Source organism: Marinobacter sp. bablab_jr003 (genome assembly GCF_016464245.1).
In the GTDB taxonomy this organism is placed as follows: Bacteria; Pseudomonadota; Gammaproteobacteria; order Pseudomonadales; family Oleiphilaceae; genus Marinobacter; species Marinobacter vinifirmus.
Genome location: NZ_JADARC010000097.1, coordinates 46,399 through 72,304, shown reverse-complemented (window position 1 = coordinate 72,304; position 25,906 = coordinate 46,399). Strand labels below are relative to the sequence as shown.

Annotated in this window: 18 protein-coding genes; 8 read left to right on the top strand and 10 right to left on the bottom strand. The window is 59.8% G+C overall.

Translation table 11 applies throughout. The features are described from left to right. The first annotated feature begins 90 nt into the window (after nucleotides 1-90). Entirely contained in the window at nucleotides 91-414 is a 324-nt protein-coding gene (gene fdxA, locus H3Z84_RS09155; RefSeq protein ID WP_022989403.1) for a ferredoxin FdxA, read from the top strand. 83 nt (nucleotides 415-497) lie between these two features. Here fdxA and H3Z84_RS09150 read toward each other — a convergent pair whose 3' ends face one another. The 4 genes from H3Z84_RS09150 to H3Z84_RS09135 form a co-directional block, all read right to left on the bottom strand. After that, a complete protein-coding gene (locus tag H3Z84_RS09150) occupies nucleotides 498-1,529 on the bottom strand; it encodes a hypothetical protein (RefSeq protein WP_199457249.1) in 1,032 nt (343 codons plus the stop codon). A gap of 139 nt (nucleotides 1,530-1,668) precedes the next feature. Next, nucleotides 1,669-2,619 (bottom strand): DegV family protein, encoded by a 951-nt coding sequence (locus tag H3Z84_RS09145; protein WP_058341078.1) that lies wholly within the window; start codon nucleotides 2,617-2,619, stop codon nucleotides 1,669-1,671. A gap of 239 nt (nucleotides 2,620-2,858) precedes the next feature. Beyond that, nucleotides 2,859-4,229 carry a solute carrier family 23 protein gene (locus H3Z84_RS09140; protein WP_022989406.1) on the bottom strand — a complete coding sequence of 457 codons (1,371 nt, stop codon included), beginning with the start codon at nucleotides 4,227-4,229 and terminating at the stop codon, nucleotides 2,859-2,861. Between the two features lie 94 nt (nucleotides 4,230-4,323). Next, nucleotides 4,324-5,952: an acyl-CoA synthetase gene (locus H3Z84_RS09135; RefSeq protein WP_199457248.1), complete on the bottom strand. Its 1,629-nt coding sequence runs from the start codon at nucleotides 5,950-5,952 to the stop codon at nucleotides 4,324-4,326. Nucleotides 5,953-6,099: 147 nt separating this feature from the next. On the opposite strand from H3Z84_RS09135, the gene H3Z84_RS09130 reads away from it, so the two are divergent. The 3 genes from H3Z84_RS09130 to H3Z84_RS09120 are packed head-to-tail and all read left to right on the top strand — an operon-like array spanning nucleotide 6,100 to nucleotide 9,476. Further along, nucleotides 6,100-7,605: a sensor histidine kinase gene (locus tag H3Z84_RS09130; protein WP_199457247.1), complete on the top strand. Its 1,506-nt coding sequence runs from the start codon at nucleotides 6,100-6,102 to the stop codon at nucleotides 7,603-7,605. Then, complete coding sequence (locus H3Z84_RS09125; RefSeq protein ID WP_199457246.1) at nucleotides 7,595-8,242, top strand: response regulator transcription factor; 648 nt, start codon at nucleotides 7,595-7,597, stop codon at nucleotides 8,240-8,242. The genes H3Z84_RS09130 and H3Z84_RS09125 overlap by 11 nt, the downstream gene beginning before the upstream one ends. A 43-nt stretch (nucleotides 8,243-8,285) precedes the next feature. Next, nucleotides 8,286-9,476 (top strand): NAD(P)/FAD-dependent oxidoreductase, encoded by a 1,191-nt coding sequence (locus tag H3Z84_RS09120; protein WP_199457245.1) that lies wholly within the window; start codon nucleotides 8,286-8,288, stop codon nucleotides 9,474-9,476. 5 nt (nucleotides 9,477-9,481) lie between these two features. Here H3Z84_RS09120 and H3Z84_RS09115 read toward each other — a convergent pair whose 3' ends face one another. The 3 genes from H3Z84_RS09115 to H3Z84_RS09105 are packed head-to-tail and all read right to left on the bottom strand — an operon-like array spanning nucleotide 9,482 to nucleotide 13,413. Further along, nucleotides 9,482-11,032 (bottom strand): phospholipase D family protein, encoded by a 1,551-nt coding sequence (locus tag H3Z84_RS09115; RefSeq protein ID WP_199457244.1) that lies wholly within the window; start codon nucleotides 11,030-11,032, stop codon nucleotides 9,482-9,484. A 12-nt stretch (nucleotides 11,033-11,044) separates the two neighbouring features. Further along, nucleotides 11,045-11,920: a universal stress protein gene (locus H3Z84_RS09110; RefSeq protein ID WP_022989414.1), complete on the bottom strand. Its 876-nt coding sequence runs from the start codon at nucleotides 11,918-11,920 to the stop codon at nucleotides 11,045-11,047. Nucleotides 11,921-11,922: 2 nt separating this feature from the next. After that, nucleotides 11,923-13,413: a SulP family inorganic anion transporter gene (locus H3Z84_RS09105; RefSeq protein WP_199457243.1), complete on the bottom strand. Its 1,491-nt coding sequence runs from the start codon at nucleotides 13,411-13,413 to the stop codon at nucleotides 11,923-11,925. Between the two features lie 173 nt (nucleotides 13,414-13,586). On the opposite strand from H3Z84_RS09105, the gene H3Z84_RS09100 reads away from it, so the two are divergent. The 4 genes from H3Z84_RS09100 (at nucleotide 13,587) to H3Z84_RS09085 (ending at nucleotide 20,112) form a co-directional block, all read left to right on the top strand. Continuing rightward, nucleotides 13,587-14,867, top strand: coding sequence for an MgtC/SapB family protein (locus H3Z84_RS09100; protein ID WP_022989416.1), 1,281 nt, complete (start codon nucleotides 13,587-13,589; stop codon nucleotides 14,865-14,867). A 70-nt stretch (nucleotides 14,868-14,937) separates the two neighbouring features. Further along, nucleotides 14,938-17,739, top strand: coding sequence for an HD domain-containing phosphohydrolase (locus H3Z84_RS09095; protein ID WP_199457242.1), 2,802 nt, complete (start codon nucleotides 14,938-14,940; stop codon nucleotides 17,737-17,739). Nucleotides 17,740-17,789: 50 nt separating this feature from the next. Beyond that, nucleotides 17,790-18,572 carry a co-chaperone DjlA gene (gene djlA, locus H3Z84_RS09090; RefSeq protein WP_022989418.1) on the top strand — a complete coding sequence of 261 codons (783 nt, stop codon included), beginning with the start codon at nucleotides 17,790-17,792 and terminating at the stop codon, nucleotides 18,570-18,572. Between the two features lie 73 nt (nucleotides 18,573-18,645). Beyond that, complete coding sequence (locus tag H3Z84_RS09085) at nucleotides 18,646-20,112, top strand: amidase (RefSeq protein ID WP_199457241.1); 1,467 nt, start codon at nucleotides 18,646-18,648, stop codon at nucleotides 20,110-20,112. On the opposite strand, the gene H3Z84_RS09080 is transcribed toward H3Z84_RS09085, so the two are convergent. The 3 genes from H3Z84_RS09080 to H3Z84_RS09070 form a co-directional block, all read right to left on the bottom strand. Beyond that, on the bottom strand, nucleotides 20,082-21,959 hold the full coding sequence (locus tag H3Z84_RS09080) for a 7TM diverse intracellular signaling domain-containing protein (protein ID WP_199457240.1): 1,878 nt from the start codon (nucleotides 21,957-21,959) through the stop codon (nucleotides 20,082-20,084). The genes H3Z84_RS09085 and H3Z84_RS09080 overlap by 31 nt on opposite strands. A 153-nt stretch (nucleotides 21,960-22,112) precedes the next feature. After that, entirely contained in the window at nucleotides 22,113-22,850 is a 738-nt protein-coding gene (locus H3Z84_RS09075) for a pseudouridine synthase (RefSeq protein WP_199457239.1), read from the bottom strand. Continuing rightward, complete coding sequence (locus H3Z84_RS09070; RefSeq protein ID WP_416225855.1) at nucleotides 22,850-25,903, bottom strand: efflux RND transporter permease subunit; 3,054 nt, start codon at nucleotides 25,901-25,903, stop codon at nucleotides 22,850-22,852. Before H3Z84_RS09070 ends, H3Z84_RS09075 begins: the two co-directional genes overlap by 1 nt. Between the last annotated feature and the right edge of the window lie 3 nt (nucleotides 25,904-25,906).

The window sequence follows — 25,906 nt, the reverse complement described above, 5'->3', positions numbered from 1 at the left end:
CCCTACAATATCGCGCACAAAATTATAGATGGGGCCGGATTTTCAGGGCTCCTGATGAGACTGAATGTTCTACGAACCAGGGATCTGACTATGGCGTTTATCGTTACTGATAACTGCATCAAGTGCAAATACACCGACTGCGTGGAAGTGTGTCCGGTAGACTGCTTCTATGAAGGCCCCAACTTTCTGGTGATCGACCCGGACGAGTGCATCGATTGCGCCCTGTGCGAGCCCGAGTGCCCGGCGGAAGCCATCTTCTCTGAAGACGAACTGCCGGCAGGCCAGGAAGCCTTCGTTGAGATCAACGCGGACCTGGCCGGCAAGTGGCCGAACATCACCGAGAAGAAAGACCCGCTGCCAGACGCCGACGAGTGGGACGGCCAGCCCGACAAGCTCCAGTACCTGGAGCGCTGAGGCCAAAAGCTGTCAGCAGCTACAAAAAAGCCGGAAGAGCGATCCTCTTCCGGCTTTTTTATTTCAGGCCTGTGCAGCCCGGCTTACCCCTCTGCCAGCAACTTCTTCGCGGCAGCAGACTTGTAGAAGCTTCCCAGCCTTCTGCGCACCAATGCCTCCATATAACCTTCCTTGTGCAGCACATCGATAATCGGCAGGCCGAGCTCGGCAATTTCCGTAACAATCACTTCCCGGGTCACCCCGATATCATTCAGCAGGTCCATCACCGGCCGGTCGCCATACTTGGCAAACAGGTGCTCTACCACCGCCCGGGCGCAACCTTCAAAGTAGGCGGTTTTACGGAAGTTCAGCCAGAAGTCATAACCCAGTACCACAAACTCCTGTAGCTCCACCTCACCCAGCCCGTCCTGGAGCTCGGCAATGGTCTGGTTCTCCAGCGATACCCAGGCCGCCATCACGCTGTCGCGCAATTCATCGTCGGTCAGTGCCCGGTGCAGGAACTGCTCGCTGCGTACAATCAGCCCCGGCAAGCTCTCTGCCAGCCAGGCCTTGATGCGCCGCTCGAAAGTTTCATCCAGCCCCGGCACGGCCTTGTTGGCCATTTTCTTGCCGAACTTCATCACCGAACCCACTCCCGGCACCGAGCGGGTAATCAGGTTGTCTTCATACAGGTAATTCACCAGCCCGTGGTACACCACGTTCGACACCAGCTCCTGGTACACCGGGTGTGCCATGATCTCGCTGATGATCCGCTCCCGCTGCTGGCGAAGCTCCAGGGCCTCTTCGATAAAGCCGCTGGCCTGCTCCCGTGACAGGATTTCGCCCAGCGTGGTGTCTGCCTGAACCGGCGCTTTGAGCACTTCTGCCGCCATCTCCGCAGCCAGTTCCGGAATGCCGGCATCCAGTTCCATGTTCACGGCGATGCGCTTGATCACGCCCATTACCTGCTCGGGGCTGATCAGCCGGCCCAGCGGGACTTTTTCGGCATAGCCAAGCAATTCATCCACTTCCTGTTCCAGGAACTTCTTCAGCTTGGCGCCTTTGAGGGAGGCCACTTCGTGCTTTACGTGGGCTTCAAACAGGGTATCGACAAGACTGGGGGCAGTTTTGCTCATAGAGCTGGCATCCTTTGGCTGAATTCCTGAAGTATGCCGGTGAGGCTAACACGGAAGCAGGCAGCTGGGGTTTGCCGGAATTACCGGCGAACCCGTGATTATGGGCCAGTCCGGCAACCGGCCCGGCAAAAACAGACGGTTACTGGAAGTCTGAAAACTCGTGGGGTTCCGCCGCCAGCGCCAGGCACAGGCTGCCGGGCCCAACGTAAATGGAGCTGGTAATGCCCATCTGCGACAACAGCAACTCTACACCGTGCTTTTCACAGGCATCGCGCAGGCGATTCAGGCCCGGCAGCTCTTCGATCTCAGTCCAGCTCAGGCCGCAGGACAAACTTACATAGGGTGTCAGCAAACCAGCTTCCAGACGGCCGATGGCGTAATTCATCACCTTTTCAACCGCCACGTTGAAGTCGCGGGTTTTGGCCACCGGCTTGCCTTCCACGCCCTGCCCGAAGATCACCGGGTTGATGTTCAGCACCTTACCCATGAAGGCGGCCATCGCAGACACGCTCTTGTCGCCGCGGCGCCGGGCCCGTTCACGGATGTAATGCAGGTCGCGGGGAATCACGCAGGTGTAGATCTTGTCGGTGAAGGTTTCCACCTCGTGGCGCAGGGCATTCTTGGAGACTTTCTGGTTGATCAGCCGCAGGGTGTGGGCCGCCAGCAATCCCTGGCCCGCAAAGATCTGCTTACTGTCGATGACCCGCATGGAGAATTTGCCTTCCCGGCCGGCGGCCTTGCGGGCGCCTTCGTAGTTGGCCATCACGGTGTTCATGGCTTCGGAGGCGTGGTCGAAAATCTGGCTGCGGCTTCGGGTGACGGTTTCACAGATGGCCACATCAAACTGAGTGACAATCTTTTCCATGAACAGGTTGTGGATCTGTTCTGCGGAAAAGGCTTCGGTTTCCGCCTGGTGGCCTTTATCAAGCAGGCCGCTCTGGTAGAACTCCTGGGTACGCACAGGATCGTGGGTATCGATGTAGGTCTGGCCATCAATAATGGCCGTTACCGGCAGCACAAACAGATCGTGTTTGCGGGAAAATTCATAGGGTAGATCACAGGCGGAATCAACGATCAAACCAACTCGCATGTGCAAAGGCCTCCGGGGTTCGGGTGTTTCCTCAGGCGGGAGCACCCTTTCTTGTGATTATTCTGGAGACACAAGTCTTGCACATGCCGGCGATAATTTCAGCCGCCCCGTGAAGCCGTTAACAAAAAGGCCCACGACAACAAATCCGGTAACCGAAAACAAAAAAAAGGAGGCCGAAGCCTCCCAAGGACACACAGTGGGTTGGTGCCGCTGCTAGCTCAGCGGCACCGGGTTCAGAATTACTCGCTCTTCTCGGCGCCCGGCGCTTCCGGGTCAGAGGTAAACTTCAACAAGTGAGTACGCTCGATCAGGTAGTACAGGATGGCACCGGTGGCCAGGCCCCAGCCTGCGCCGTACACCGCCAGTACCACACCCATGGTGCCGGCAATGCCACGCTCAGTGTTGTTCTCCAGCTGCTCCAGGCCCACCATCAAACAGATGTAACCGGTCAGCAGCAGGGTCAGTGACAGGGCAATCGGCAGCACCGGCTGGAAGAAGCTCACCAGCGGCAGCACGAACAACGCAATGAAACCGGTAATCCAGAAGGTGCCACCACCGCTGTAGATGGAATCCATAGCATTACGGCCATACTTGTAGCGCTCGGCCATAGTAGCGGTTACGGCGGTCCAGATTGGGCCGGCCAGGCCAGGATACGGCGCGAAGAACGCATGGCCACCGTTCCGGATGGCGGTTACCAGGTGGGCGCGGTCGATGCTGTTGTCGATGTCTTCATCTTTGCGCAGGTGGTCGACACGGCTCATCAGGGATTGACCCACCACGATGTCACCAAAGGCGATGACGTAGGCGATCACCGCGGTCGGAATGGCATACAGGAAAATGTTCAGGTCCGGGAAACCCACGCTGAACGGCAGGTAGTTCCACAACTGGTCAAAGGCCGGCTTGGTGATGCCCCACTGTACGTCGGGGACTTCATACTCGCCAACGGCAAAGCCCACCAGGATGGCCACAACCATGCCCGGCACCATGCCGTAGTTGGCAATCTTGCGGGCAATGTTGCTCTTGTCCACAAAGCCTTTGAAGGAAACGGAGAACATCAGGTACAGGCACACCAGGCCACCCACAATTAGGGAGATTGGCGTGTTGGCCAGGCGGCCACCGGCCTCGATTTCGCCCATCAGTGCAGCAATACCGGCACCGATGATAATACCGCCCTTCATGGACCGGGGAATCCAGTTCACCAGCTTGCTGCCCAGGCGGGTAACACCCAGAAACAGGAAGATCAGGAACACCAGGAATTGCAGGGCAAACAGCGCCTGGATGGCCTCGGGGCCGGGTTCGTAGTCTGAAAGGAACAGCAGCACCACGGGGATACCCGGGGTAATCCAGCCGGGCACCAGCGGTACGCCCAGCAGGGCCGGCAGCATGAAGCCGATACCACACACCACAACGTAGGCCAGGGCCACGTCGTAGGGAACGCCCAAGTATTTTTCCAGCAGGGGAATCATCGCCAGGCTGACCACGAACATGATCAGTGCCTGCACCATCTCCGCGAATTCCCAACGATAGTGAACAAACGGCAGACGGATTTTGAAGGGGCCAGCCGGCCAGAACGGCTGCTCTTCACCGTTTTTTCTGTGGAACATTTGCATAACAGTACCTCCGGGCACACCGGTGTCGGGTGCCAGTCAATGTTGTTTTTGTGGAAAGAGGTGTGGCTGCGCCCGGCGGCGCAGCCTTGCCGGATCAGTTCAGCTCTTTGGCCTGGTCCCGCAGTACGAACTTCTGGATTTTGCCAGTCGATGTCTTCGGCAGCTCCGAGAACACCACGGTTTTCGGCACCTTGAAGCGGGCCAGGTGCTCGCGACAAAAGCTGATGATGTCTTCTTCAGTGACATTACCGGCTTCCGGCTTGAGGGTTACGAAGGCGCAGGGAGTCTCACCCCACTTTTCGTCTGGCCGGGCAACCACCGCCGCTTCCATCACCGCCGGGTGGCGGTACAGGGTATCTTCAACTTCGATGGTAGAGATGTTCTCGCCACCGGAGATGATGATGTCTTTCAGGCGGTCCTTGATTTCCATGTAACCGTCTTCGTGCCATACGGCCAGGTCTCCGGTGTGGAACCAGCCGCCCCGGAAGGCTTCTTCGGTGGCACTCGGGTTCTTCAGGTAGCCCTTCATCACCGTGTTACCACGCAGGAAGATCTCGCCGATGGTCTTGCCGTCTTTCGGCACCGGCTGCATGGTGTTGGGGTCTGCCACCATGGTGCCGCCCAGGGTGTGATAGCGAACGCCCTGGCGCGCCTTGATCCGGGCACGTTCTTGCAGTGGCAGCTCATCCCACTCGGACTTCCAGGCACACACGGTAACCGGGCCGTAGACTTCGGTCAGGCCGTATACGTGGGTCACTTTGATGCCCATCTCTTCGATGGCACCAATCACCTGGGCTGGGGGCGCCGCACCGGCGGTCATGGATTTCACATCGTGGTCGATACCGGCCTTTGCTTCCGGCGAGGCATTCAGCAACGCGTTCAGAACGATCGGCGCACCACACATGTGGGTTACCTGGTGGTCGCGGATCAGCTTGAGGATTTTCTCAGGGTCTACCCGGCGCAGGCACACGTGGGTGCCGGCCATGGCGGTGATGGTCCAGGGGAAACACCAGCCGTTGCAGTGGAACATCGGCAGCGTCCACAGGTACACCGGGTGCATGTCCATAGACCAGACCGCCTGGTTACCCAGCGAGTTAATATAGGCACCACGATGGTGGTAAACCACGCCCTTGGGGTTGCCGGTAGTACCGGAGGTGTAGTTCAGGGAAATGGCATCCCACTCGTCGGCGGGGAAGTTCCACTGGTACTCGGGATCACCCTCTTGCAGGAAGGCTTCGTAATCCAGGTCGCTTACCTGAACGCCTTCACCGTACTCGGGATCGTCAACATCGATCACCAGCGGCTTGTTTTCAAGGTGACGAACAGCATCTTTGACCACCTGGCCGAATTCACGGTCGGCAATCACCACCTTTGCTTCACCATGCTCCAGCATGAAGGCAATGGCTTCGGCATCCAGGCGCACGTTCAGGGTGTTCAGCACCGCACCAATCATCGGCACACCAAAGTGGCATTCCACCATGGCCGGAATGTTCGGCAGCATCACCGCAACGGTATCACCACGGCTGATTCCGCGCCCCTTCAGGGCAGACGCCAGCCGGCGGCAGCGATCGTAGGTTTCGGCCCAGTTGCGACGGATGGCACCGTGGATAATCGCCGGATAATCCGGGTAAACACTGGCGGTACGTTCGATGAAATCAATGGGGGACTGGACCGCGTAGTTTGCGTTCCGGGGCTCAAGGCCCTGATCAAAGATCGAAGTCATTGGTGTGGTCCTCGTATGCTTATGTTGTTCTTATGCGTGTTCAGTAGAAACGCCAAAGCAGCTATACTTTGCATTAACAACAATGGTAGTTAACGAAATCAATACTAGAAACTCTACCATGGTATTATAGGAACGTTACTATAATCTATGAAAATCCCCGAGAAAGACCCCCAACCCACACTCGTGACCAGCGCCGATGCCCGGGTTTTAAGCTGCAATGCCGCCGCCCGCCAGCTGGTGGAAGCCGCGCGCCTGGCCGAGGCCGGGGAACTCTTGCCGGTAAACGCCCCGGCCCTTGCTGCCTCGGCCCTGAACCAGGACCGGGCCATCGAGAACGTGGAATCCCGGTTTGCCGACAAGATCTGCCTCTGGACTTTCATTCCGGACTCCGACAAGCAGCAGGTCATGATTCGTGGGCGAGACGCCACCACCGATGTACTCACCCAGGAAGAAGCCCTGCGTTCCAGCCGGCTTTACCGGCTGATTACCGAGAACACCACAGACCTGATCTCCCGCCACGCCCCGGACGGCCGGTTTATCGACGCCACACCGGCCTCCTGGCGGCTGCTGGGCTACTGGCCGGAAGAGCTCAGGGGCAAATCCCTTGAAGAGGTTTTCGGCAACGACAAGGTGGCGGAACAACTGACTCACACCCGTAATCGCCTGCAGGAAGACGGCTACGCCACCCTGACCCTGGAAATCCAGCACCGCAACGGCAGCCGCCGCTGGTTCGAGATTGCCAGCCGGGCCATCCGGGAAACCTATACAGGCGCTGTGGTGGAAGTGATCAGCGTGTCCCGCGACATCACCCCCCGCATCGAGCAGGAAGAACAGAACCGCCTGCTGGCCGAGGAGCTGGCCCACACCGCCCGGCTGGCCACCCTGGGCGAACTGGCCTCGAGCATTGCCCATGAGATGAACCAGCCGCTGGCGTCGATTGTGAATTTCGCCAGTGCCAGCCAGCGCTTTCTGAAAGAAGCCGACAAGCGCCCGGAGAAACTGGCCAAGGTAGAGGATGGCCTGCAGAAGATCGTGCACCATGCCAACCGGGCCTCGGAAGTGATCAAGCGCCTGCGGGCCTTCCTGCGCAAGGGCCAGAAACAGATGGCCCCGGTGCAGCTGAACGCCGTGGTTAGCGACGTGGTGCGCCTGTGCCAGTGGGAAGGTGAAAAGAACGGCGTGAGGCTACAAGAGAACCTGGCGGAGAATTCCCCGGTGATCACCGCAGACCCGATTTTGCTGGAGCAGGTGTTGATTAACCTGATTCGTAACGGCATTGAAGCCAACGTGGAAGCTGCCAGCCAGGGCGAGAACCGGGAACCGTCCCGTATTACCGTATGCACCTGCATCAACGACCAGCAGGAAACCCTGATCCAGGTAACCGACGAAGGCCCGGGGCTGGACGACGAAGGCATTCGCCAGATGTTCCAGCCGTTCTACACCAGCAAGCCCAAGGGCCTGGGCCTGGGGCTGTCCATGAGCCGCTCCATCATCGAAGGCTTTGGCGGCTTCCTGGATGCCATTCACGCAGACACCGGCGGCCTGTCACTGATTTGCCGATTTCCGGCCAACCTTTCCTTCAACAACAGCCGCGGGGGCTCTAGAATGACCGCCGCCAACAATAATACGGAGAGATCCCCTGATGTCCGCTAGCACTCCTGCCGAAGCCAACACCGTGTTCGTGGTAGACGACGATGCCGGTATGCTCGAGTCCACCCAATGGCTGCTGGAATCGGTTGGATTACAGGTGCGGGCCTACAGTGACGGCCGCCAGTTTCTGAACGATGTGGCCGAAAACCGCCCCGGCTGTGTGGTGCTGGACATCCGCATGCCCGGGCTCGGCGGCCTGAACGTGCAGGAAGAACTGCAGAAACGCGGGCTGGAGATTCCCATCATCTTCGTGTCCGGCCATGCCGATGTGCCCATTGTGGTGCGCGCATTCAAATCCGGCGCCTTTGATTTCATCGAAAAACCGTTCAACGAACAGCTGCTGCTGGACAGCGTGCAGCAGGCCCTGCAGGACACTGGCGACGCCACCGGCAAGATGGCCGCCAACGGCGATACCGAAGCCTTGATCGCCACCCTTACCCGCCGGGAAAAAGACGTCTTCCTGCCCCTGGCCCAGGGCTACACCAGCAAGGAAATTGCCGAGCAGCTGGACGTCAGCGTAAAAACCATCGACCTGTACCGGGCCCGCGTGATGAAGCGCCTGGGCGCTGAACGCCTGCCGGATGTAACCGGCATTGCCATTGCGGCAGGGTTGCTGGACCCGGTGCACCTGAGGGCGTAGCTGATATACTGCCCGCCGGTTTTCTATCAGCGGCGGACAGGCAATGGCAGTATCCACATCCCAGTATGACGTGATCATCATCGGCGCCGGTGCCGCCGGGCTGATGTGTGCGGCCACCGCCGGCTATCGCGGGCGAAAGGTGCTGGTGCTGGACCACGCCAACAAGCCCGGCAAGAAAATCCTGATGTCTGGCGGGGGCCGCTGTAACTTCACCAATCTGAACAGTACGCCAGCGAACTTCCTTTCGGACAATCCCCATTACTGCATCTCTGCCCTGAAGCGCTATACCCCGCAGGATTTCGTCGAACTGGTGGACCGCCACGGGGTGGAGTACGAAGAAAAAGCACCAGGGCAGCTGTTCTGCAAGGACAGCGCGAAAGACATCCTCAATGTGCTGTTAGCCGAATGCGAGTGGGCCGGCGCAGAAATCCGTATGAACACCTCCGTTTCCGGCGTTCAGGCCTCCGGTTCCGGCTATACGGTCAAAACTACTGCCGGCACCCTGAAGTGCGAATCGCTGGTGGTTGCCACCGGCGGCCTGTCCATCCCTACCATGGGCGCGACCGGTTTCGGCTACGAGCTGGCAAAGCAGTTCGGGCTGACGGTATTACCCACCCGCGCCGGGTTGGTACCTTTCACCCTGCACCCGGACCTCAAGCAACAGCTGGCGCCTCTGGCCGGTGTCAGTTGCCCGGTGGACGCAAGCTGCCACAAACAGCATTTTCGTGAGCCCATGCTGGTCACCCACCGGGGCCTGAGCGGGCCCGCCATGCTGCAGGTATCGAGCTACTGGCAACCGGGAGACGAGCTGCACATCAATCTGCTGCCGGCACAATCCGTCCAGGACGACCTGTTTGCCCTGCGCAAGCAGAAGCCCCAGTCCACCATGGCGCAGTACCTGAACCAGCACCTGCCCAAACGCTTCGCCCAGGCCTTTAATGAACTACAGGGCTGGAGCCGGCCGCTGCAGGAGTACCGTAACCAGGACATCGAACAGATTGCCGACACCCTGGGCAACTGGACCATCAAACCCGCGGGGACAGAAGGTTACCGGACCGCCGAGGTAACGTTAGGTGGCCTGGATACCCGGCAGTTATCCTCGAAAACCATGGCCGTGCTGGAGCAACCCAACTTGTTCTTTATCGGCGAGGTGGTGGATGTGACCGGCCATCTGGGCGGGCATAACTTTCAATGGGCGTGGGCGTCCGGCGTGGCGGCAGGCAACGAGGCCTGAGCCGGTTACAGATATTTCTCGATAGGTAACCAGGACAGGAAGCGCGACGTCGCCCGCCGCCAGAACCCGACGCCCGGCTCATGGCCAACCTGCTCGCCCTTAGACTGCCAGACCAGGTCGCCCTGCTCGTCCAGCGTTACCTGCCAGCTGTTTTCCGGCGACATGGCATAGCGGATGTCTTCAACAACGGCGGTGGCCAGTTCCGGGCTATGGATAATCAGCACAGTTTCGCCATTCAGGTAGATCGAGCGCAGGTTGACGTTGAACGAGCCGATGAACAGGGTTTCCCGGTCAAACACCACCGCCTTGGAATGCAGGCTGACAGCGCCCTGTTCGCAGGCCGCGCGGCTGGCAACCCAGTGCTGGCAGGCCGGCGCATCCGGGCGCAGTTCGTAAAGTTCAATGCCCTGCTCCAGCATTTCCCGGCGCCAGCGGGCATAGCCGGAGTGGTTGGTCACCAGGTCGTTGGTTGCCAGGGAATTGGTTAACGCCGCCACTTTCAGCGACTGGTTATCCGGCGCACCAAGGTTGTCGAGCTGGTTGTCTGCCAGGATCAGGTAAGCGGATTCAATCAGGATTTCGGATTGCGCTGCCTGAACCAGTCCGTACAAGGCCCTGGCGGTGTTCTGGGGGGAATCCGCCGGAACCTGGGGATCTTGCGGTGGCGGGTCAAACACCAGTTCGCCAGGGGCCTGCACCATACCGGCAAACCAGCCCCTCAGATAGGTTTCCGCCGCGTCCTGTTCCTGGTGGGGAACGGCCCGGATGCCTGAATCAGCCGCCGTTTCCCTGAGCAGTTGTGACAGCGCATCGCGGCCAGCGAGGTTGTCAGGCAGGTCATAGAGGGTAGCCAGCGGATAGGCCCACTGATTATTCCAATAGGCCTCGAAGTTGGCGGTCATGTCTTCGGCAAGCGGCCCCAGAACCATCACATCCCGGTCCCGGAAATTCAGGCTGGGATGTTCGTCAAAATATTCGTCACCAATGTTACGCCCGCCGGCGATGCCCACCTGGCCGTCCACCACAAAGGTTTTGTTGTGCATGCGCCGGTTGATGCGGTCGAAGTCGGTAATCAGCGACAACCAACGCCCCACCCCGCTGCGGGAACGGGCCGGGTTGAAGATACGCACCCGGATGTTGGGGTGTGTTGCCATGGCGGCAAACAGCGGCTCCTTGCCAGCCACGTTAATGTCGTCCAGCAGCAGGCGTACCTGAACGCCACGGTCTGCAGCGGCTACCAGCCGGCCGGCCAGGTAGCGCCCGGTGGCATCGTTATTCCAGATGTAATACTGGGCATCAATAAACTGGTCGGCGGTTTCGATCAGCGCAGCCCGCACCAGGAAGGCATCACGGCCACTGTCCAGCAGCTGAAAGCCGGTGTTCGGGGAGTCTGGGGCAAGGTGCATCCGGCGCTGGTCCGTTATGAAGGAATCCTTCACCGAGGATAGCCGGAAATCCGGGTCATGCACGACCGGTTTCAGGGCAGTGGAACACCCGGCCAGCATCAGCAAGGCGCAGAGGCTGGCGACAAGCGAAAGTAATCGCTGACCGGGCATAGGCTGGGCTCCTTAGCGAAGGATAACCAGGGGCTTCTTCGCGGTTTTCAGCATGGTGGTTGTGGTGCTGCCCACCAGGAACTGGCGAATGCGGGAATGGCCATAAGCGCCCATGACCAGCATGTCGATGTCGTGCTCGTCCTGATAGGCATGGAGCGTGGGCTCCACATCGCCGGCGCGGATGGCGAGCGTGATCTCCACATCCAGGCCTGCCAGCATTTTCTCGGCCTTCCGTAGCTGTTCCCAACGGTCTGCCGTATCTGCCCCTACCATCACCAGGTGCAGGGGCATGTCTTTCAGAACCGGGCTGGCGGCCACCATTTCCACGCCTTTGAAGGCGGTTTCGCTGCCATCAAAGGCCAACATGGCGCTCTTCGGCTGGGTGAACTCGTCGGGCACCAGCAAAATCGGGCGGTGAACACTGCGGATCACGGTTTCCAGCTGGCTGCCGATGTGAATATCCCGGTCGGAGCTGCTTTCACCGTGCAGGCCCATCACGAACAAGCGGGTTTCTTTCTCCAGGGCCAGCAGGGAATCGGTCAGATTATCATGGCGCTGGCGCTTTACCACTTCGGCAATGCCGGCCTTCTGTACCCGGGCTTCGGCTTCATCCAGCATGTGGTGGCCGTGCTCCAGGGCCAGTTTGGAGCGTTTCCGGTCAAGGTCTGCCAGCTCGTCCAGCAAGTGTTCCCGGCTACCCAGCCCGATGCTGCCAGCCAGGTCCGGTTCCGCGGGGTAGCGCTCTTCATCCAGAACGTGCAGCAACATCAGCGGTGTTTCCATGTGCCGGCTGGCCCAGGCGGCGTAATCACACACCGCGGGGGCTGCCCGGGAACCGTCGATACAGGCCACTACTCGTAACATGTTCGCCTCGCCTTTCTGATTCATGGTCAGTGCCCTCCCATCAGCTGGTCAACGGCTTCGGGCTTGTCATGCACCCCGAAACGGTCAACGATGGTGGCACTGGCTTCGTTCAGGCCGATTACCTCAACGTCTGCACCCTCACGGCGGAACTTGATGACCGCCTTGTCCAGCGCACCTACGGCAGTAATATCCCAGAAGTGTGCGCGGCTCAGGTCTATCACAACATTATCCACCGCTTCCTTGAAGTCAAAGGATTCGAGCAACTTTTCCGAAGAACTGAAGAATACCTGGCCTACAACCGTGTAGCGACGGGTGTCGGTTTGCTCGTCCAGTTCGGAGGTCACCAGCATGTAATGGCCCACCTTGTTGGCGAAGAACAGGGCTGCCAGCAAAACACCGGCCAGCACGCCGAATGCCAGGTTGTGGGTGGCCACCACCACAATCACCGTCACCAGCATGACAATGTTGGTGGACAGGGGATGCTCCCGAAGATTGCGAATGGAATCCCAGCTGAAGGTACCGATGGATACCATAATCATCACCGCCACCAGGGCGGCCATGGGAATCTGTACCAGCCACTTGTCCAGAACCAGCACCAGAATCAGCAGGAACACGCCGGCTGTCAGCGTCGAGAGCCGGGTACGGCCGCCGGATTTCACGTTAATAATGGACTGGCCGATCATGGCGCAACCGGCCATGCCACCCAACAAGCCGGAACCGATATTGGCAATCCCCTGGCCTTTACACTCGCGGTTTCGGTCACTGGTGGTGTCGGTCAGGTCATCCACGATGGTGGCGGTCATCAGCGATTCCAGCAGGCCCACGACGGCCAGGCCGAGGGAGTACGGCAGGATGATCATCAGGGTTTCCAGGGTCAGGGGCACATCCGGCCACAGGAAAATTGGCAGGGTATCCGGCAGCTCACCCATATCTCCGACGGTGCGGATGTCCAGCCCGACAATCATCGCCACGGCCGTCAAACCCACAATACACACCAGCGGAGAAGGGATCAGCTTGCCGACCACAGGCACCAGCGGGAACAGGTAGATAATGCCAAGGCCCGCAGCCGTCATGGCATAGACTTGCCAGGTTACGTTGGTCAGTTCCGGCAGCTGGGCCATGAAGATCAGGATAGCCAGCGCGTTCACAAAACCGGTAACCACCGAGCGCGACACAAAGCGCATCAACCCGCCTAATTTAAGGTAGCCGGCTGCAATCTGGATGACACCAGTCAGCAGGGTAGCCGCCAGCAGGTACTGCAGGCCGTGCTCTTTCACCAGCGTAACCATCAACAACGCCATGGCGCCGGTAGCCGCAGAGATCATCCCCGGCCGGCCGCCAACAAAGGCAATGATTACGGCAATACAGAAAGAGGCATACAGGCCGACTTTCGGGTCTACGCCCGCAATGATGGAGAACGCGATGGCCTCCGGGATCAACGCCAGCGCCACCACAATACCGGCGAGCAGGTCGCCACGAATGTTCGAGAACCAGTTTTGCTTGAGTGCATTTATCATGGCAGGAAATATCGCTTTAACTTATTGGGAGGTCATATCGGGGCCGCGCAGGTTACCAGAAACCGCCTGAAAAGTATGGCAGCGCGATGTTGCTAACCGGCTAAAGGGTGACCTGGCCACCGGTAATTGCCTAGAATGCAAGGCAAATCTATTTTTTCAGGGACACGCGGCCTGTGGATGACGTAGCCAGCCAGTTTATTGCCTCTAACCAGACCACCATTAACCTGGCCGTGGCCCTGTTGCTGGGCGCGATTGTTGGCCTGGAGCGGGGCTGGGATGCCCGGGAGCAGAAGTCCGGGGAGCGAATCGCCGGTATCCGCACCTTCTCGCTGGTGGGGCTGCTCGGTGGCATCTCGGCAGTGCTGGCCTCGGAGATTACAGTTTGGGCATTCCCGGTGCTGCTACTCAGCGTGGTGGCCATGGGGCTGGTGGCTTACAGCGAGCGGCTCGAACACATTCGCAATTTCAGCATCACCGGGCTGGTGGGCATGCTGCTGACCTTCTGTTTTGGTGCGGTGGCGGTCGCGGTCGACCCGGTGATTGCCACGGCAGCGGCGGTGGTCACCGCCATTATCCTGGACAACAAGCAAGAAATTCACGGCTGGGTGCAGAAGCTCCAGGCCCATGAACTGGACGCGGCCCTTAAACTGCTCTTGATCTCCGTGGTGATGCTGCCCCTGCTGCCCAACGAGCGCATGGGCCCGGGCGGTGTGCTGAACCCTCGGGAAATCTGGTGGATGGTGGTGATGATTGCATCCATCTCCTTCGTCGGCTACTTCGCCATCCGGGTCGCCGGCGCCCGCAAGGGCATTCTGTTCACCAGCCTGTTTGCCGGCCTCAGTTCGTCCACCGCCCTGACCCTGCACTTTGCCCGCCAGTCCCGAAGTAACGAAGGCTTCAGCCCCCAGTTTGCCGCCGGCATCCTGATTGCCTGCGGCACCATGTTCCCCCGCATCCTGGTGTACTGCCTGGTGATCAACACTGCCCTGCTGCCCAGCCTGGTCTGGCCGGTGCTGGTTATGACTATCCTGCTCTACGGCCCGGCGTTGTACATCTGGCAGAAAAACTCCAAACAGCTGCAGGTCAGCCAGCCCAGCTTGTCCCAGAACCCGCTGGATCTGTCTTCCGCACTGGTGTTCGGGTTGCTGCTGACCGCTATCCTGCTGCTGGGGGAATTCCTGAAAAATGCGTTTGGCGATGCCGGCATCTTCGCGCTGGCGGCCACCTCCGGCGTGGCAGACGTGGATGCGATTACCCTATCGCTCACCCGTATGTCCAACAACGGACTGGCGATGGACACCGCTGTGCTGGGCATCGTGATCGCAGCGGCGGTGAACAACCTGGTGAAGTCCGGTATTGCCTGGAGCATCGGCAACCGGCAGACCGGACTGCTGGTGGCCGGGCCCATGGTGCTGTCACTGGGGGCCGGCTTGCTGGTGGCGTGGATTCAATAACTAACTGCCTGAATTTTCAGCGCAAGCGTCTAAACTGACGGTAGGCTTCCATTTCCTTCAAGGGCTCTCCATGCAGCAACACCGTCAACTCGCCCAGGTTTCACTGGCTTTTTTGATTGCCTCCGCAGTTACCCTGGGCATGTTGATTCTGACCATCGTTCTGGTGGGCCAGAGTTTCCGTGGCATGGAACAAGCCAAGGTCACCGCAGCCACGGCCACCGCCCGGCAGCTGGCGATCAGTGTGGATGACCGGATTCAGGCCATTACCCAACCCCCGTCCACCGCCCTTGCGGTGCTCCGGCACGACCCACTCACCGAAGCCGATACCCTGGAACAACGCCTGGACCGCCTGCCGGTTGTGGCCGACATCCTGGCCAGCAGCGAGATTGTCAGTGCCGTATACGCGGGCTATGAAAACGGCGACTTTTTCCTGTTCCGGAAATTGCAGAATTCGAGCGCCAGGCAGTTTCCGGATGCACCGGCCAACAGTCATTACCTGCTGCAAAGCCTGGTTCGCACCGGCAACGATCACCAAGGCCGCTGGCATTTCTATGACCACAACCTGAATCTGCTTGAGCAAAGGGACCTGGCCAGTTACAACTTTGATCCGCGCGAAAGGCCCTGGTACCAGGCCGCCCGGGAATCAGGCGCCCTGACGTTATCTGCGCCCTATGTGTTTTTTACCACCCAGGAAACCGGCATCACCCTGTCGCAGCGTGCCAGCGAAAAGGCAGGAACCGTTCTGGGCATTGATGTCACGGTCACCGACCTTGGTGCCCAGCTGGCGGAGCTGAAGCAAACCCCCGGCAGCCGCATTGCCATCCTGAACGCCTCGGGCCAGCTGCTGGCCGGCTCGTCACAGGATAGTGAGCCAGGCGAGGTAGTACTCCAGGCCCTGCAACCGGAAAGCCATAGCGGCATCAGCCAGTTCACCCGCGACGGGCGAAGCTGGTACGGCATCAGTGAACCCCTTGAGTCTCTGCCCGGCGAGGAATTGTCCATTGTTGTCGCCATACCCTCCAACGAGTTACTGGCCGATGTCTGGGCCGCCCTCACCCGGCAAACCCTGATCGCCGGGGCCATCGCCCTGCTGTTACTGCTGGCAGGCTGGGTACTGGGCAGGCAGGTCGGTAAACCTATTGAACTGCTGACCGGGCAGGTCAGCCGGCTGTCCAGGTTCCGGTTTGATACGCCGATGCGGTCGACCTCCCACATTCGCGAAGCCTCCGAGCTGAGCATCGCGCTGGACGATATGGCCCACACCATTCGAAGCTTCCAGAGTATCTCGACCGTGCTGAACCGGGGCCAGGATCTCAAACAGTTGCTAAACGACATCCTCGAACAGCTTGTGAGCATCGTCGGGCAGGAACGGGGTGCGGTGTATCTGTTCAACAGTCGCGTGCAAAAACTGGAACTGTCTGTTAACCGGGGGCTGGAGTTGCCACAGGCTGTAAACCCGGTCGCCCCGGACGCCAGCGACTACGACGTTATTCAGGAGCTTCGCCGATACATTGCCGGGCACCCGGTGTTTGCGGTACTCAGGAACCGCCGCAGGAAACTGATCGGTGTGCTGGTTATCGAGATCGAAAACGGTGATCAAACCAACCTGAGTGATGACCTGATTACCTTTGTTGATGAGATTGCCGGCTCTGCCGCGGTTGCCATCGAAACCCGGGAACTGATCGAAAGCCAGCAGGCCCTGCTGGACGGCATTATCCGGCTGGTAGCAAACGCCATTGATGCCAAGTCACCCTACACTGGCGGCCATTGCGAGCGGGTTCCCAAACTGGCGCAGATGCTGGTTGAACAGGCGGAGCAGAGTTCCGAAGGCGCCTTCGCCAGCTTCGGCATGACGGAAGACGAGCGCTACGAATTCCACCTGGCGGCCTGGCTGCACGATTGCGGCAAGATCACCAGCCCGGAATACGTAGTCGACAAAGCAGTGAAACTGGAGACCATCTACAACCGCATCCATGAAATCCGCACCCGGTTTGAAGTGCTGCACCGGGATGCCGAAATCACCTGCCTGAAGGCCATCCTGGCCGGTGGGGATCCGGACCAAGCGCGGCAAGACAAAGCCGACGTCCAAACCCGCCTGCAGGAGGACTTCCGCTTTCTGGCCGCCGTTAATCAGGGCAGCGAGAGCATGGAGGATGCTGACATCGAACGCATCCACGCCATTGCCGGGCAAACCTGGACCCGCCATTTCAGTGACCGGCTGGGGCTGTCAGAGGAAGAGCAACAGGCCCTGAAAGGCCATCCGGAGCCCCCGCTGCCTGCCACCGAAACACTGCTGGCCGACAAACCCGGCCACCTGAGAGCCTGGGGTGAGCATGTGCCACCGGTGCGCAAAGATGACCCGGAAAACCGCTGGGGCTTCGATATGTCGTTGCCGGAATACGCCTATAACCAGGGCGAACTGCATAACCTGACGGTGCGTTACGGCACCCTGACCGAGGAAGAGCGCTTCAAGATCAACGAGCACATTGTGCAAACCATCTGCATGCTCGATGCCCTGCCCCTGCCCGACCGCCTGGCCAGGGTACCGCGACTGGCGGGCACCCACCATGAGCGGACTGACGGCAACGGCTACCCCTGCCGCCTGACCGGCGATGACATGGGCGTTCCGGAAAAAATCATGGCCGTTGCCGATGTGTTCGAAGCCCTGACCGCCTCGGATCGTCCCTACAAGCGGGGTAAAACCCTGTCGGAATCCCTGACCATTATGGCCGGCATGGTTGAAAACGGGCACCTGGATGGCGAGGTTTTCCGGCTGTTTGTAAGCTCCGGCGTCTGGCGTAACTATGCCGAACAGCACCTGCATGCCGACCAGGTCGACACCGTGGATGAAAGCCTGTTCATGAAGCCTTGACCAAAAACCCGTATATTCTACGGACTGATTTACTAGCGAAGGAACTCTGAATGCTGTTTGCAATTATCTTTGGTGGCCTGATCGGTTATGCCTTTGGCCGTTTTCCGGGATTTCTGGTGGGGGCTGCCATCGGTGCCTTCCTGTTCCAGCGCATGAAAAAGCGCCTGATCGGCAAGCTTCAGAACCTTCAGTCCGGCTTTATCGAATCCATGTTCGCGGTGATGGGCGCCCTGTGCAAGGCCGATGGCGTGGTCACCCGGGATGAAATCCGCATGGCCGAGACCATGTTCGCCCGGTTCCGTCTCAACGAAGCCCAGAGAGCCGTGGCAAAGGAAGCCTTTAACCGGGGCAAGTCGGAGGATTTCGACCTGGATGCCGAGCTGGACCGGTTCCTGCGCAGCACCGGCCGGCAGCCCGCCTTCCTGCAGATGTTTCTGCAGGTTCAGGTTTCTGCCGTGGCCGCCGATGGCGTGGTGCACCCGGCCGAACACGAAATGCTGGTACACATTGCCCGCAAACTGGGCTTGCCGGAAAGCCAGGTAGACCAGCTGGAAGCCATGTTGCGGGGCGCCCATGCCGGCCAGGCGGGCGGTGCGTCCAACTATTCCACCAGCCAGCAGCTGGACGATGCCTACAAGGTGCTGGGGGTGTCACCCTCGGTGTCTGACGCCGAACTGAAACGGGCCTACCGGAAGCTGATGAGCGAAAACCATCCGGACAAACTGGCCGGCCGGGGCATGCCGGAAAGCATGCGGGAAATGGCCGAAGAGCGTACCCGGGAGATCAGCCACGCCTATGATGTGGTCAAGGCGGCCCGCAGCCGGAACGGCTAATACCCGAAATGACATATCGTCACATTTGAAGGTGCGGTATGGTTCAGGGCAAACAACAAGCCCGGAGTGAACCATGCCCCACACGTCTTCTTCCCCTTTCCACTGTTTTCGCGATGATGCTATGGGCGAGTCCGATGCCACGGAGCTTGCCGCCCGCATCCGCAGCGGCGAAGTTTCAGCGGAAGACGTAGCCCGGGCAGCGGTACAAAGGGCAAGGCTGGCACAGCCCGTTCTGAACGGTGTGGTGGCAGAGAACTACGAGCAGGCCCTGAAGCAGGCCGCCAGCCTGCCCGACCCGGACGCCCCCTTCGCCGGCGTGCCCATGTTTATCAAAGACAACACCGATGTCGCCGGCCTACCCACCGGCCATGGCACCGCAGCGGTGCCCGCCAATGTTGCCAGAGCCACCGGCGCCTTCGCCCGGCAGATGCTGGCCCAGGGTTACCTGAACCTGGGCAAAAGCACCCTGCCGGAGTTCGGCTTTAACGCCACCACAGAGCCGGCCCACGCCGAGCCTACCCGCAACCCATGGAATCCGGCCTATTCCTCCGGCGCATCTTCCGGTGGCGCTGCGGCGCTGGTGGCAGCCGGGGTGGTACCGGTGGCCCACGCCAACGATGGCGGCGGCTCCATTCGCATCCCGGCGGCCTGTTGTGGACTGGTCGGTTTGAAACCCACCCGGGGCCGGGTGGTGGATAACGATGCCGCCAGGGATCTTCCGGTCAACATCGTCAGTGATGGCGTGGTTACCCGCTCGGTTCGGGACACCGCAGGTTTCCTGGGCCATGCCGAAGACTACTTCCGCAATCGCAAGTTGCAGCAAATCGGCCATGTGCACGGGCCCTCCGGCCGGCAACTGCGCATTGGCCTGGTGCTGGATTCAGTGAATGGCCACCCGACGGACCCGGTTACCCGAAGCACGGTGGAGAACACCGCCCGCCTGCTGGAAAAGCTTGGGCATGTGGTCGAACCCATGGCGGTACCCATCAATAAATCCTTCCCACAGGACTTTGCCTTGTACTGGGCCATGCTGGCTTTCGGCGTAAAAGCCCGGGGCCACAAGCTGATGCACCCGGATTTCGACAAGCGTAAAACCGATGGCCTCACCAATGGCCTGGATGCCATGTTCCGGAAGCATTTCTGGCGCCTGCCTGCGGTTATCTGGCGCCTGAAGCGTTCATGGAACGACTACGCCCGGCACATGACCAACTACGATGCGGTACTGACACCGGTGCTGGGCCAGACCACCCCACCGCTGGGCCATCTGAGCCCCACGGTGCCGTTTGACCTGCTGTTCGAGCGGCTGAACAGCTATGTAAACTTCACCCCGCTGGCCAACGCCACCGGCGCCCCGGCGATCTCGGTACCCATGACACTGACCGAACACAACCTGCCGGTTTCGGTACAGTTCATGGCCCGCCACGGGGATGAACGCACCCTGCTTGAACTTGCCTACCTGCTTGAAGCAGAGCAGCCCTGGCCACAGATTACGCGGTTCTCTGCAACAGCCTACGACAACGCAGTTGCCGAAATGCTCTGACACTTGTGCGGGTCTGAAGCCACACGGTTCCGGCCCAGATTCTTGGCCTGGTACAGAGCATCATCCGCGCAGGTAAAGATTTCCTTGGTGGCGTCGGCCCGCGCTGGCGTGGCACTGCATACACCAATGCTGACCGTTACCCGCAGAACTTCGCCAGACACCCGGAACCCGGTTGATTCGATTTCATTCCGTATGCGCTCGGCCACCCGGAGCGAGCCTGCCTCCGGCGTATCCGGCAGCAGCACCACAAACTCTTCCCCACCGTAGCGGGCCGCCATATCCTGGGGACGGGTAATGTGCCGGCCAATGCACTCGGCGACCATCCGCAGGCAGTCGTCCCCCACCAGGTGGCCGTAGGTGTCGTTGAAAGACTTGAAGTGGTCGATATCCACCACCAGCAGAGACAACGGCTGCTGGAAACGATAAGCCCGCACCACATCCTGCTGGAAGACTTCATCAAAGTGGCCACGGTTCTTCAGGCCGGTCAGCGGATCCCTGGCGTTCAGCTCCAGCAACTTCAGGTTAACGGCCTCAAGGTCATGGGTGCGCTCCTGTACCCGCTGTTCCAGCATGGTGTTGGCTTCCTGCTGGACGCGCAATGAGTCTTCCTGGGCCATGCGGGCTTTTCGCTCCTCGGCCAGCAGGCGCTGCTGAGCGGCGAAGGCCCGTTTCTTTTCCCGGTTGATGCGGTCAGCCAGCGCAACAGACAGCAGGATAACCCCCAGGGCCGAACCCACCTGGGTGGCGTTTTCAGTGATCAGGTTACGGGGCAGTACGGTGAATTTACTGAGCGCCAGAACAATGCCGCCGAACAGCATAAACACCCAGGCCACGGTGTAATAACGCGCGGCTGGATCGCGCTTTATCCAGCGCACCACACTGAGCATCAGCATGGTGGAACACCCCACAAAGGCCGCCAGGATGGTAGGCAGTATCATGCGCTCGTAAGGCAAAAACAACCCGGCCAGCGCCAGCAGGCCGGCGGTCATAACCATGGCCATGGTCCAGCGGTTCAGGTAAGGATGGTTTTGCCGGGTCACGCTGATAAAGCGAATGCTGAACACCCCGCCAAACAACACCACCAGGTTCAGGAACACGATGATGGACTGGTCGTTCCACCAGGTGGCCTCCGGCCACAGGTACTGGAACGCCACCCCGTGCAGGCTTGCAAGGAACAACGGCATGCTGCTTATGTAGCCCACGTAATAGAGAAAACTGCGCTCCCGGACCGCCATGTACACAAACAGGTTGTACAGGATCATCACCAGGACAATGCCGTAATAGACCCCTTCGAACATGCTGCGGGACTGCTCTGCCGCGTAGAAGGCCTCCTGGTCCCAGAGGGTCAGGGGCACCTGCATGGAGCTGGTAGTTTCAACTCTCAGGTAAAGGGTTTCCGTGGTATCCGGCGCTATGGCGATGGGCACCACAAAATTCCGATGGTGAATGGGGCGCTCGTGGAAAGGTTGTTTGTCGCCCAGAACAAGTGGCTGTGGCGGGCTGGCACCAGACGAACGATACAGCTCGATACGATCAAGCACCGGATAGCTGATTTCCAGGAAGGTCAGGGCTTCAGCCGCCCGGGCATTCCGAACACTAACCCGAAACCAGTAAACATCACTACCGTAACCGAGACTGACACTGTCACTGCCGTTCTGTTGCCAATCCGACTCCGGCAACGCCTGCACCTGGGAAAACGAGATAGGGCTGGATTCAACACGGTAATCCACGAACCGGGACAACTCCAGCCGCTCGGACTGCTCGTTCCAAACGGCGGTCTCCGCCTGGACCAACGCAGGCAGCAGCAGGCCGGTGATGAACGCAAGGACAAAACAGAATCTGGGCACAGGACCCCTCAATAAAGAGCTTTTTTATTCGGTTATAAGCTTATTTTTGAGTATGCACCAAAGCGTTCATTGTTTCCGCCGATCCCAACCAATCGAAGCAAAACGATATAAAAAGATACACAAATCACATCAAAGAGTGACAGGCAGGGGCGTTTAGCCGGCACCCGGCGACGGAAAGATGGACAGAACATCCATGAAACTCTGCTCCGGCGGAGCTTTCAGAGCCAGCTCCTCGCCGGTTACCGGATGCGTTAACACCAACTCTGTCGCTGCCAGCATCAACCTCCCCTGCCCGAAGCGCTCGGCAAAATACCGGTTATGCCGGCCGCGGCCGTGGTTGGCATCGCCAATGATAGGATGGTTAATGTGCTTCATATGGCGCCGCAACTGGTGTTTGCGCCCGGTTTTCGGATACAGCTCCACCAGGCTGTAGCGGCTGGTGGGATAACCTTCAATTTCCACCGGGATTTCGGTGGTCGCCAGCCGGCGATAATGCGTAAGCGCTTCCCTTACCGGCTGCTCGGTTCCGCGCAAACGCCGGTCTTCCGGCTCGTCCTTCAGCGGGTGATCAATGGTGCCGGATTCCGGCGTCCAGCCCCGAACTACCGCCAGGTAGGTTTTGCTCACCTCACCCGCCATCATGGCCTGGCCGACTGTCCTGGCGGTGTCCGGGTTCCTGGCAAACAGCAACACGCCGGAGGTGGGCCGGTCCAGCCGGTGCACCGGGTACACGTGCTCGCCGCCGTTCAGGGCCCGGGCGTACTGCAGGGCAAACTCGGTTTCATGCTTGTCGATCGGGCTGCGGTGTACCAGCAGGCCGGCGGGTTTGTGCACCGCCAGCAGCCACGGGTCCCGGTAGATTTCCGTCAGCGGATTGCTCTGGTAATCCATCACTGCCTCCGGCCAGTCAGCGCCCGGAACCGTTCACCGGCCTTGTCACCCAGTACCAGCAAGGCCGGTGTCAGCAGCAGGGTCAGGAAGGTGGCAAAGGCCAGGCCACCGGCGATGGCGCTGGACAGCTGGGTCCACCATTGGGTAGAGGGTGCGCCCAACCCCAGTGACGGAGACAAAAGATCTACGTTAATGCCCAGCACCATGGGCATCAGCCCCAGTATGGTGGTAATCGCGGTGAGTAACACCGGCCGGAAACGCAGACAACCGGTTTCCAGCGCCGCGTCATAGGCGGCCTTGCCTTCCTGTTTCATCTGGTTGTAGGTATCGATCAGAATGATGTTGTTGTTCACCACAATGCCGGCCAGGGCAATAATGCCCATGCCCACCATCACCACGCCAAAGGGCTGGCCGTTAAACAGCAGCCCCAGCAACACGCCGGCGGTGGACAGCACAATGGCCGACAGAATCAGGAAGGTCTGGTACAGGGAGTTGAACTGGGTTACCAGGATCAGCAACATCAGCCCCACCGCCACCAGGAAGGCTGCCACCAGGAAGTTTGCGGCCTGTTGCTGGTCTTCGTTTTCACCGGCAAAGCGCACGGTGACGCCTTCCGGCGGCTCCGGCATCTCTGCCTGCAAAGTGCGCAGCAGTTCATCCATCCGCTGCCCGGGGGCTACATCGGATTTGATGGTAACGGTACGCTGGCCGTCTACCCGCACAATGGTTCCGGTCTTGTCGCCCGGCTCCAGGGTCACAAATTCGGACAGCGCCACCTGGCCCCTCGGCGTGTTGATGGTCTGGCGTTGCAGCTGCTCCAGCTCACGCCAGTTGTTGGGCACCCGCACGGCAATGTCCACTTCGTCCCGTACGTCTTCAGGCCGGTAGGTAGCCAGTATCAGGCCGTTGGTTACCAGGCGCACGGCGCTGCCAATACTCAACACATCGGTACCAAAGCGGGCGGCGGCCTCCCGGTCTACCTTCAGGCGCCACTCAATGCCGGGCAGGCTGCGGTCGTCTTCAATGTCGACAAAGCCACCCTGGGCGCGCATTTGCTGTTGTATCTGGTCCACATAGCCGTCCAGGTCGCCGCTGTTCATGCTGCTGACCAATAACTCCACCGGCTTGCCCTCAGCGGGGCCGCCTTCCTGTTTGCGGAATTCCAGCTCTACCCCGGGAATGTCTGCGGTACGTTCACGGAAATCCTCCAGGATCTCGGTGGCAGTCCGGCGGGTGAACCAGTCATTGAACTGGAACTGCAGCACACCGATAACATCCGGTGCCATCTGGGTACTGGTCGACAGCATGGAGCGGGCATACAGCGCTTTCACCTCCGGCATATTCTGCAGGCGTTGTTCTACCTCACGCACAATGGCATCCCGCTCCCGGATGGAAAGGTCGCCCCGGGCACGCACCTGAACCTGGGCAGAATCCGGTTCAACACTGGGAAAGAATTCCACACCGTGATTGAAGCGGCCGTAGGCGGCATAGATCAGGATTATCAGCACCAGGGAACCAAGCAGGGTCAGCCCCGGGCGTTTGAGCAGGGTTGCCAGCGCCTTGCGGTAGCCCTGAACAAACCGGCTTTCTTCCGGATCATGGTGCGACCGCTTGCCACCACTAACGCCCCCAAGCACCGGCAGAAACACCAGTGCCATAGCCAGGGACGCAATCAGGCAGATCAGCACTGTCATGGGCAGGAATTTCATGAACTCCCCCACCACCCCGGGCCAGAACAACAGCGGCACAAACACCGCCAGGGTGGTGGCGGTGGAAGCAATCACCGGCCAGGCCATGCGGGATGCGGCTTCTACCCAGGCTTGCTTGACCGTCTGACCATCACTCAGGTTTCGATCCGCCAGTTCCGACACCACAATGGCGCCGTCTACCAGCATGCCGGCCACCAGGATCAGGCTGAACAGCACGACAATGTTGAGGGTGAGGCCCATGCCCCAGATCACCAGGATGCCGGTCAGGAAGGCACCGGGAATGGTCAGGCCGACCAGCAGTGCCGAACGGGGGCCCATGGCGGCGATGACCACGATAATCACCAGCACAATGGCGGTCAGTACGTTGTTGAGCAGGTCCGAGAGGATGTCCCGCACTTCCTCGGACTGATCCATGATGTAGCGGATTTCCAGCGTCTCCGGCAGCCGCGGGCGGGCGTCATCAATCAGGGTGCGAATCTGCTCGATGGTTTCGATGATGTTGGCCCCGGAGCGCTTGGACACCTCCAGCACCAACGCCGGCTCGCCGTTAATCCGGGCAAAGCCGGTGGGGTCTTTGAAGGTACGCTGCAGCATGGCAATGTCGCCGAAAGTCACCACGGTATCGCCATCCACCTTCACGGGCATGGACATCACATCTTCAATGTTCTCGATGACCCCGGGTACTTTCAGGGCCATGCGGCCATTGCCGGTATCCAGCGAGCCGGCCGCCACCAGCTGATTGTTGCGGGTAACCAGTTGCGCCAGCTGGTCGAAATCAATGCCGTAGCTTTCCAGCACCTGGGCATCCACCACGATTTCCAGCAGGTCTTCCCGGTCGCCGCCTATTTCCACTTCCAGTACATCGGGAATGGCTTCAATGGCATCCTGCAGGCGGCGGGCAATGGTGATTAGCTCCCGTTCAGACAAGGGTCCGGACAAGCCGATGGAGAGCACCGGAAACAGGGACACGTTGATTTCATGCACCCGCGGCTCGTCTGCCTCCTGCGGCAGCTTGGAGCGGGCGGTGTCCACTTTTTCGCGCACATCCTGCAGGGCTTTATCCGGGTCGAAACCGGCGTCAAATTCCAGCATCACCGAGGCATGGCCTTCGGCGGAGGTACTGCGCATTTCCTTGATGCCTTCGAGCGCCCTCAGCTCCTGTTCCATGGGGCGCACTAACAGGCGCTCCGCATCCTCGGGGCTGATGCCATCCAGTGTCATGGACACATAGATCATGGGAATGGTGACGTCCGGATTCGATTCCTTCGGAATCGCCTGGTAGGCTGCCATGCCGCCAAGAAGCAGGAACAGGAAGGTCAGCAGCGTGGTGCGGCTGCGGTCCATGGC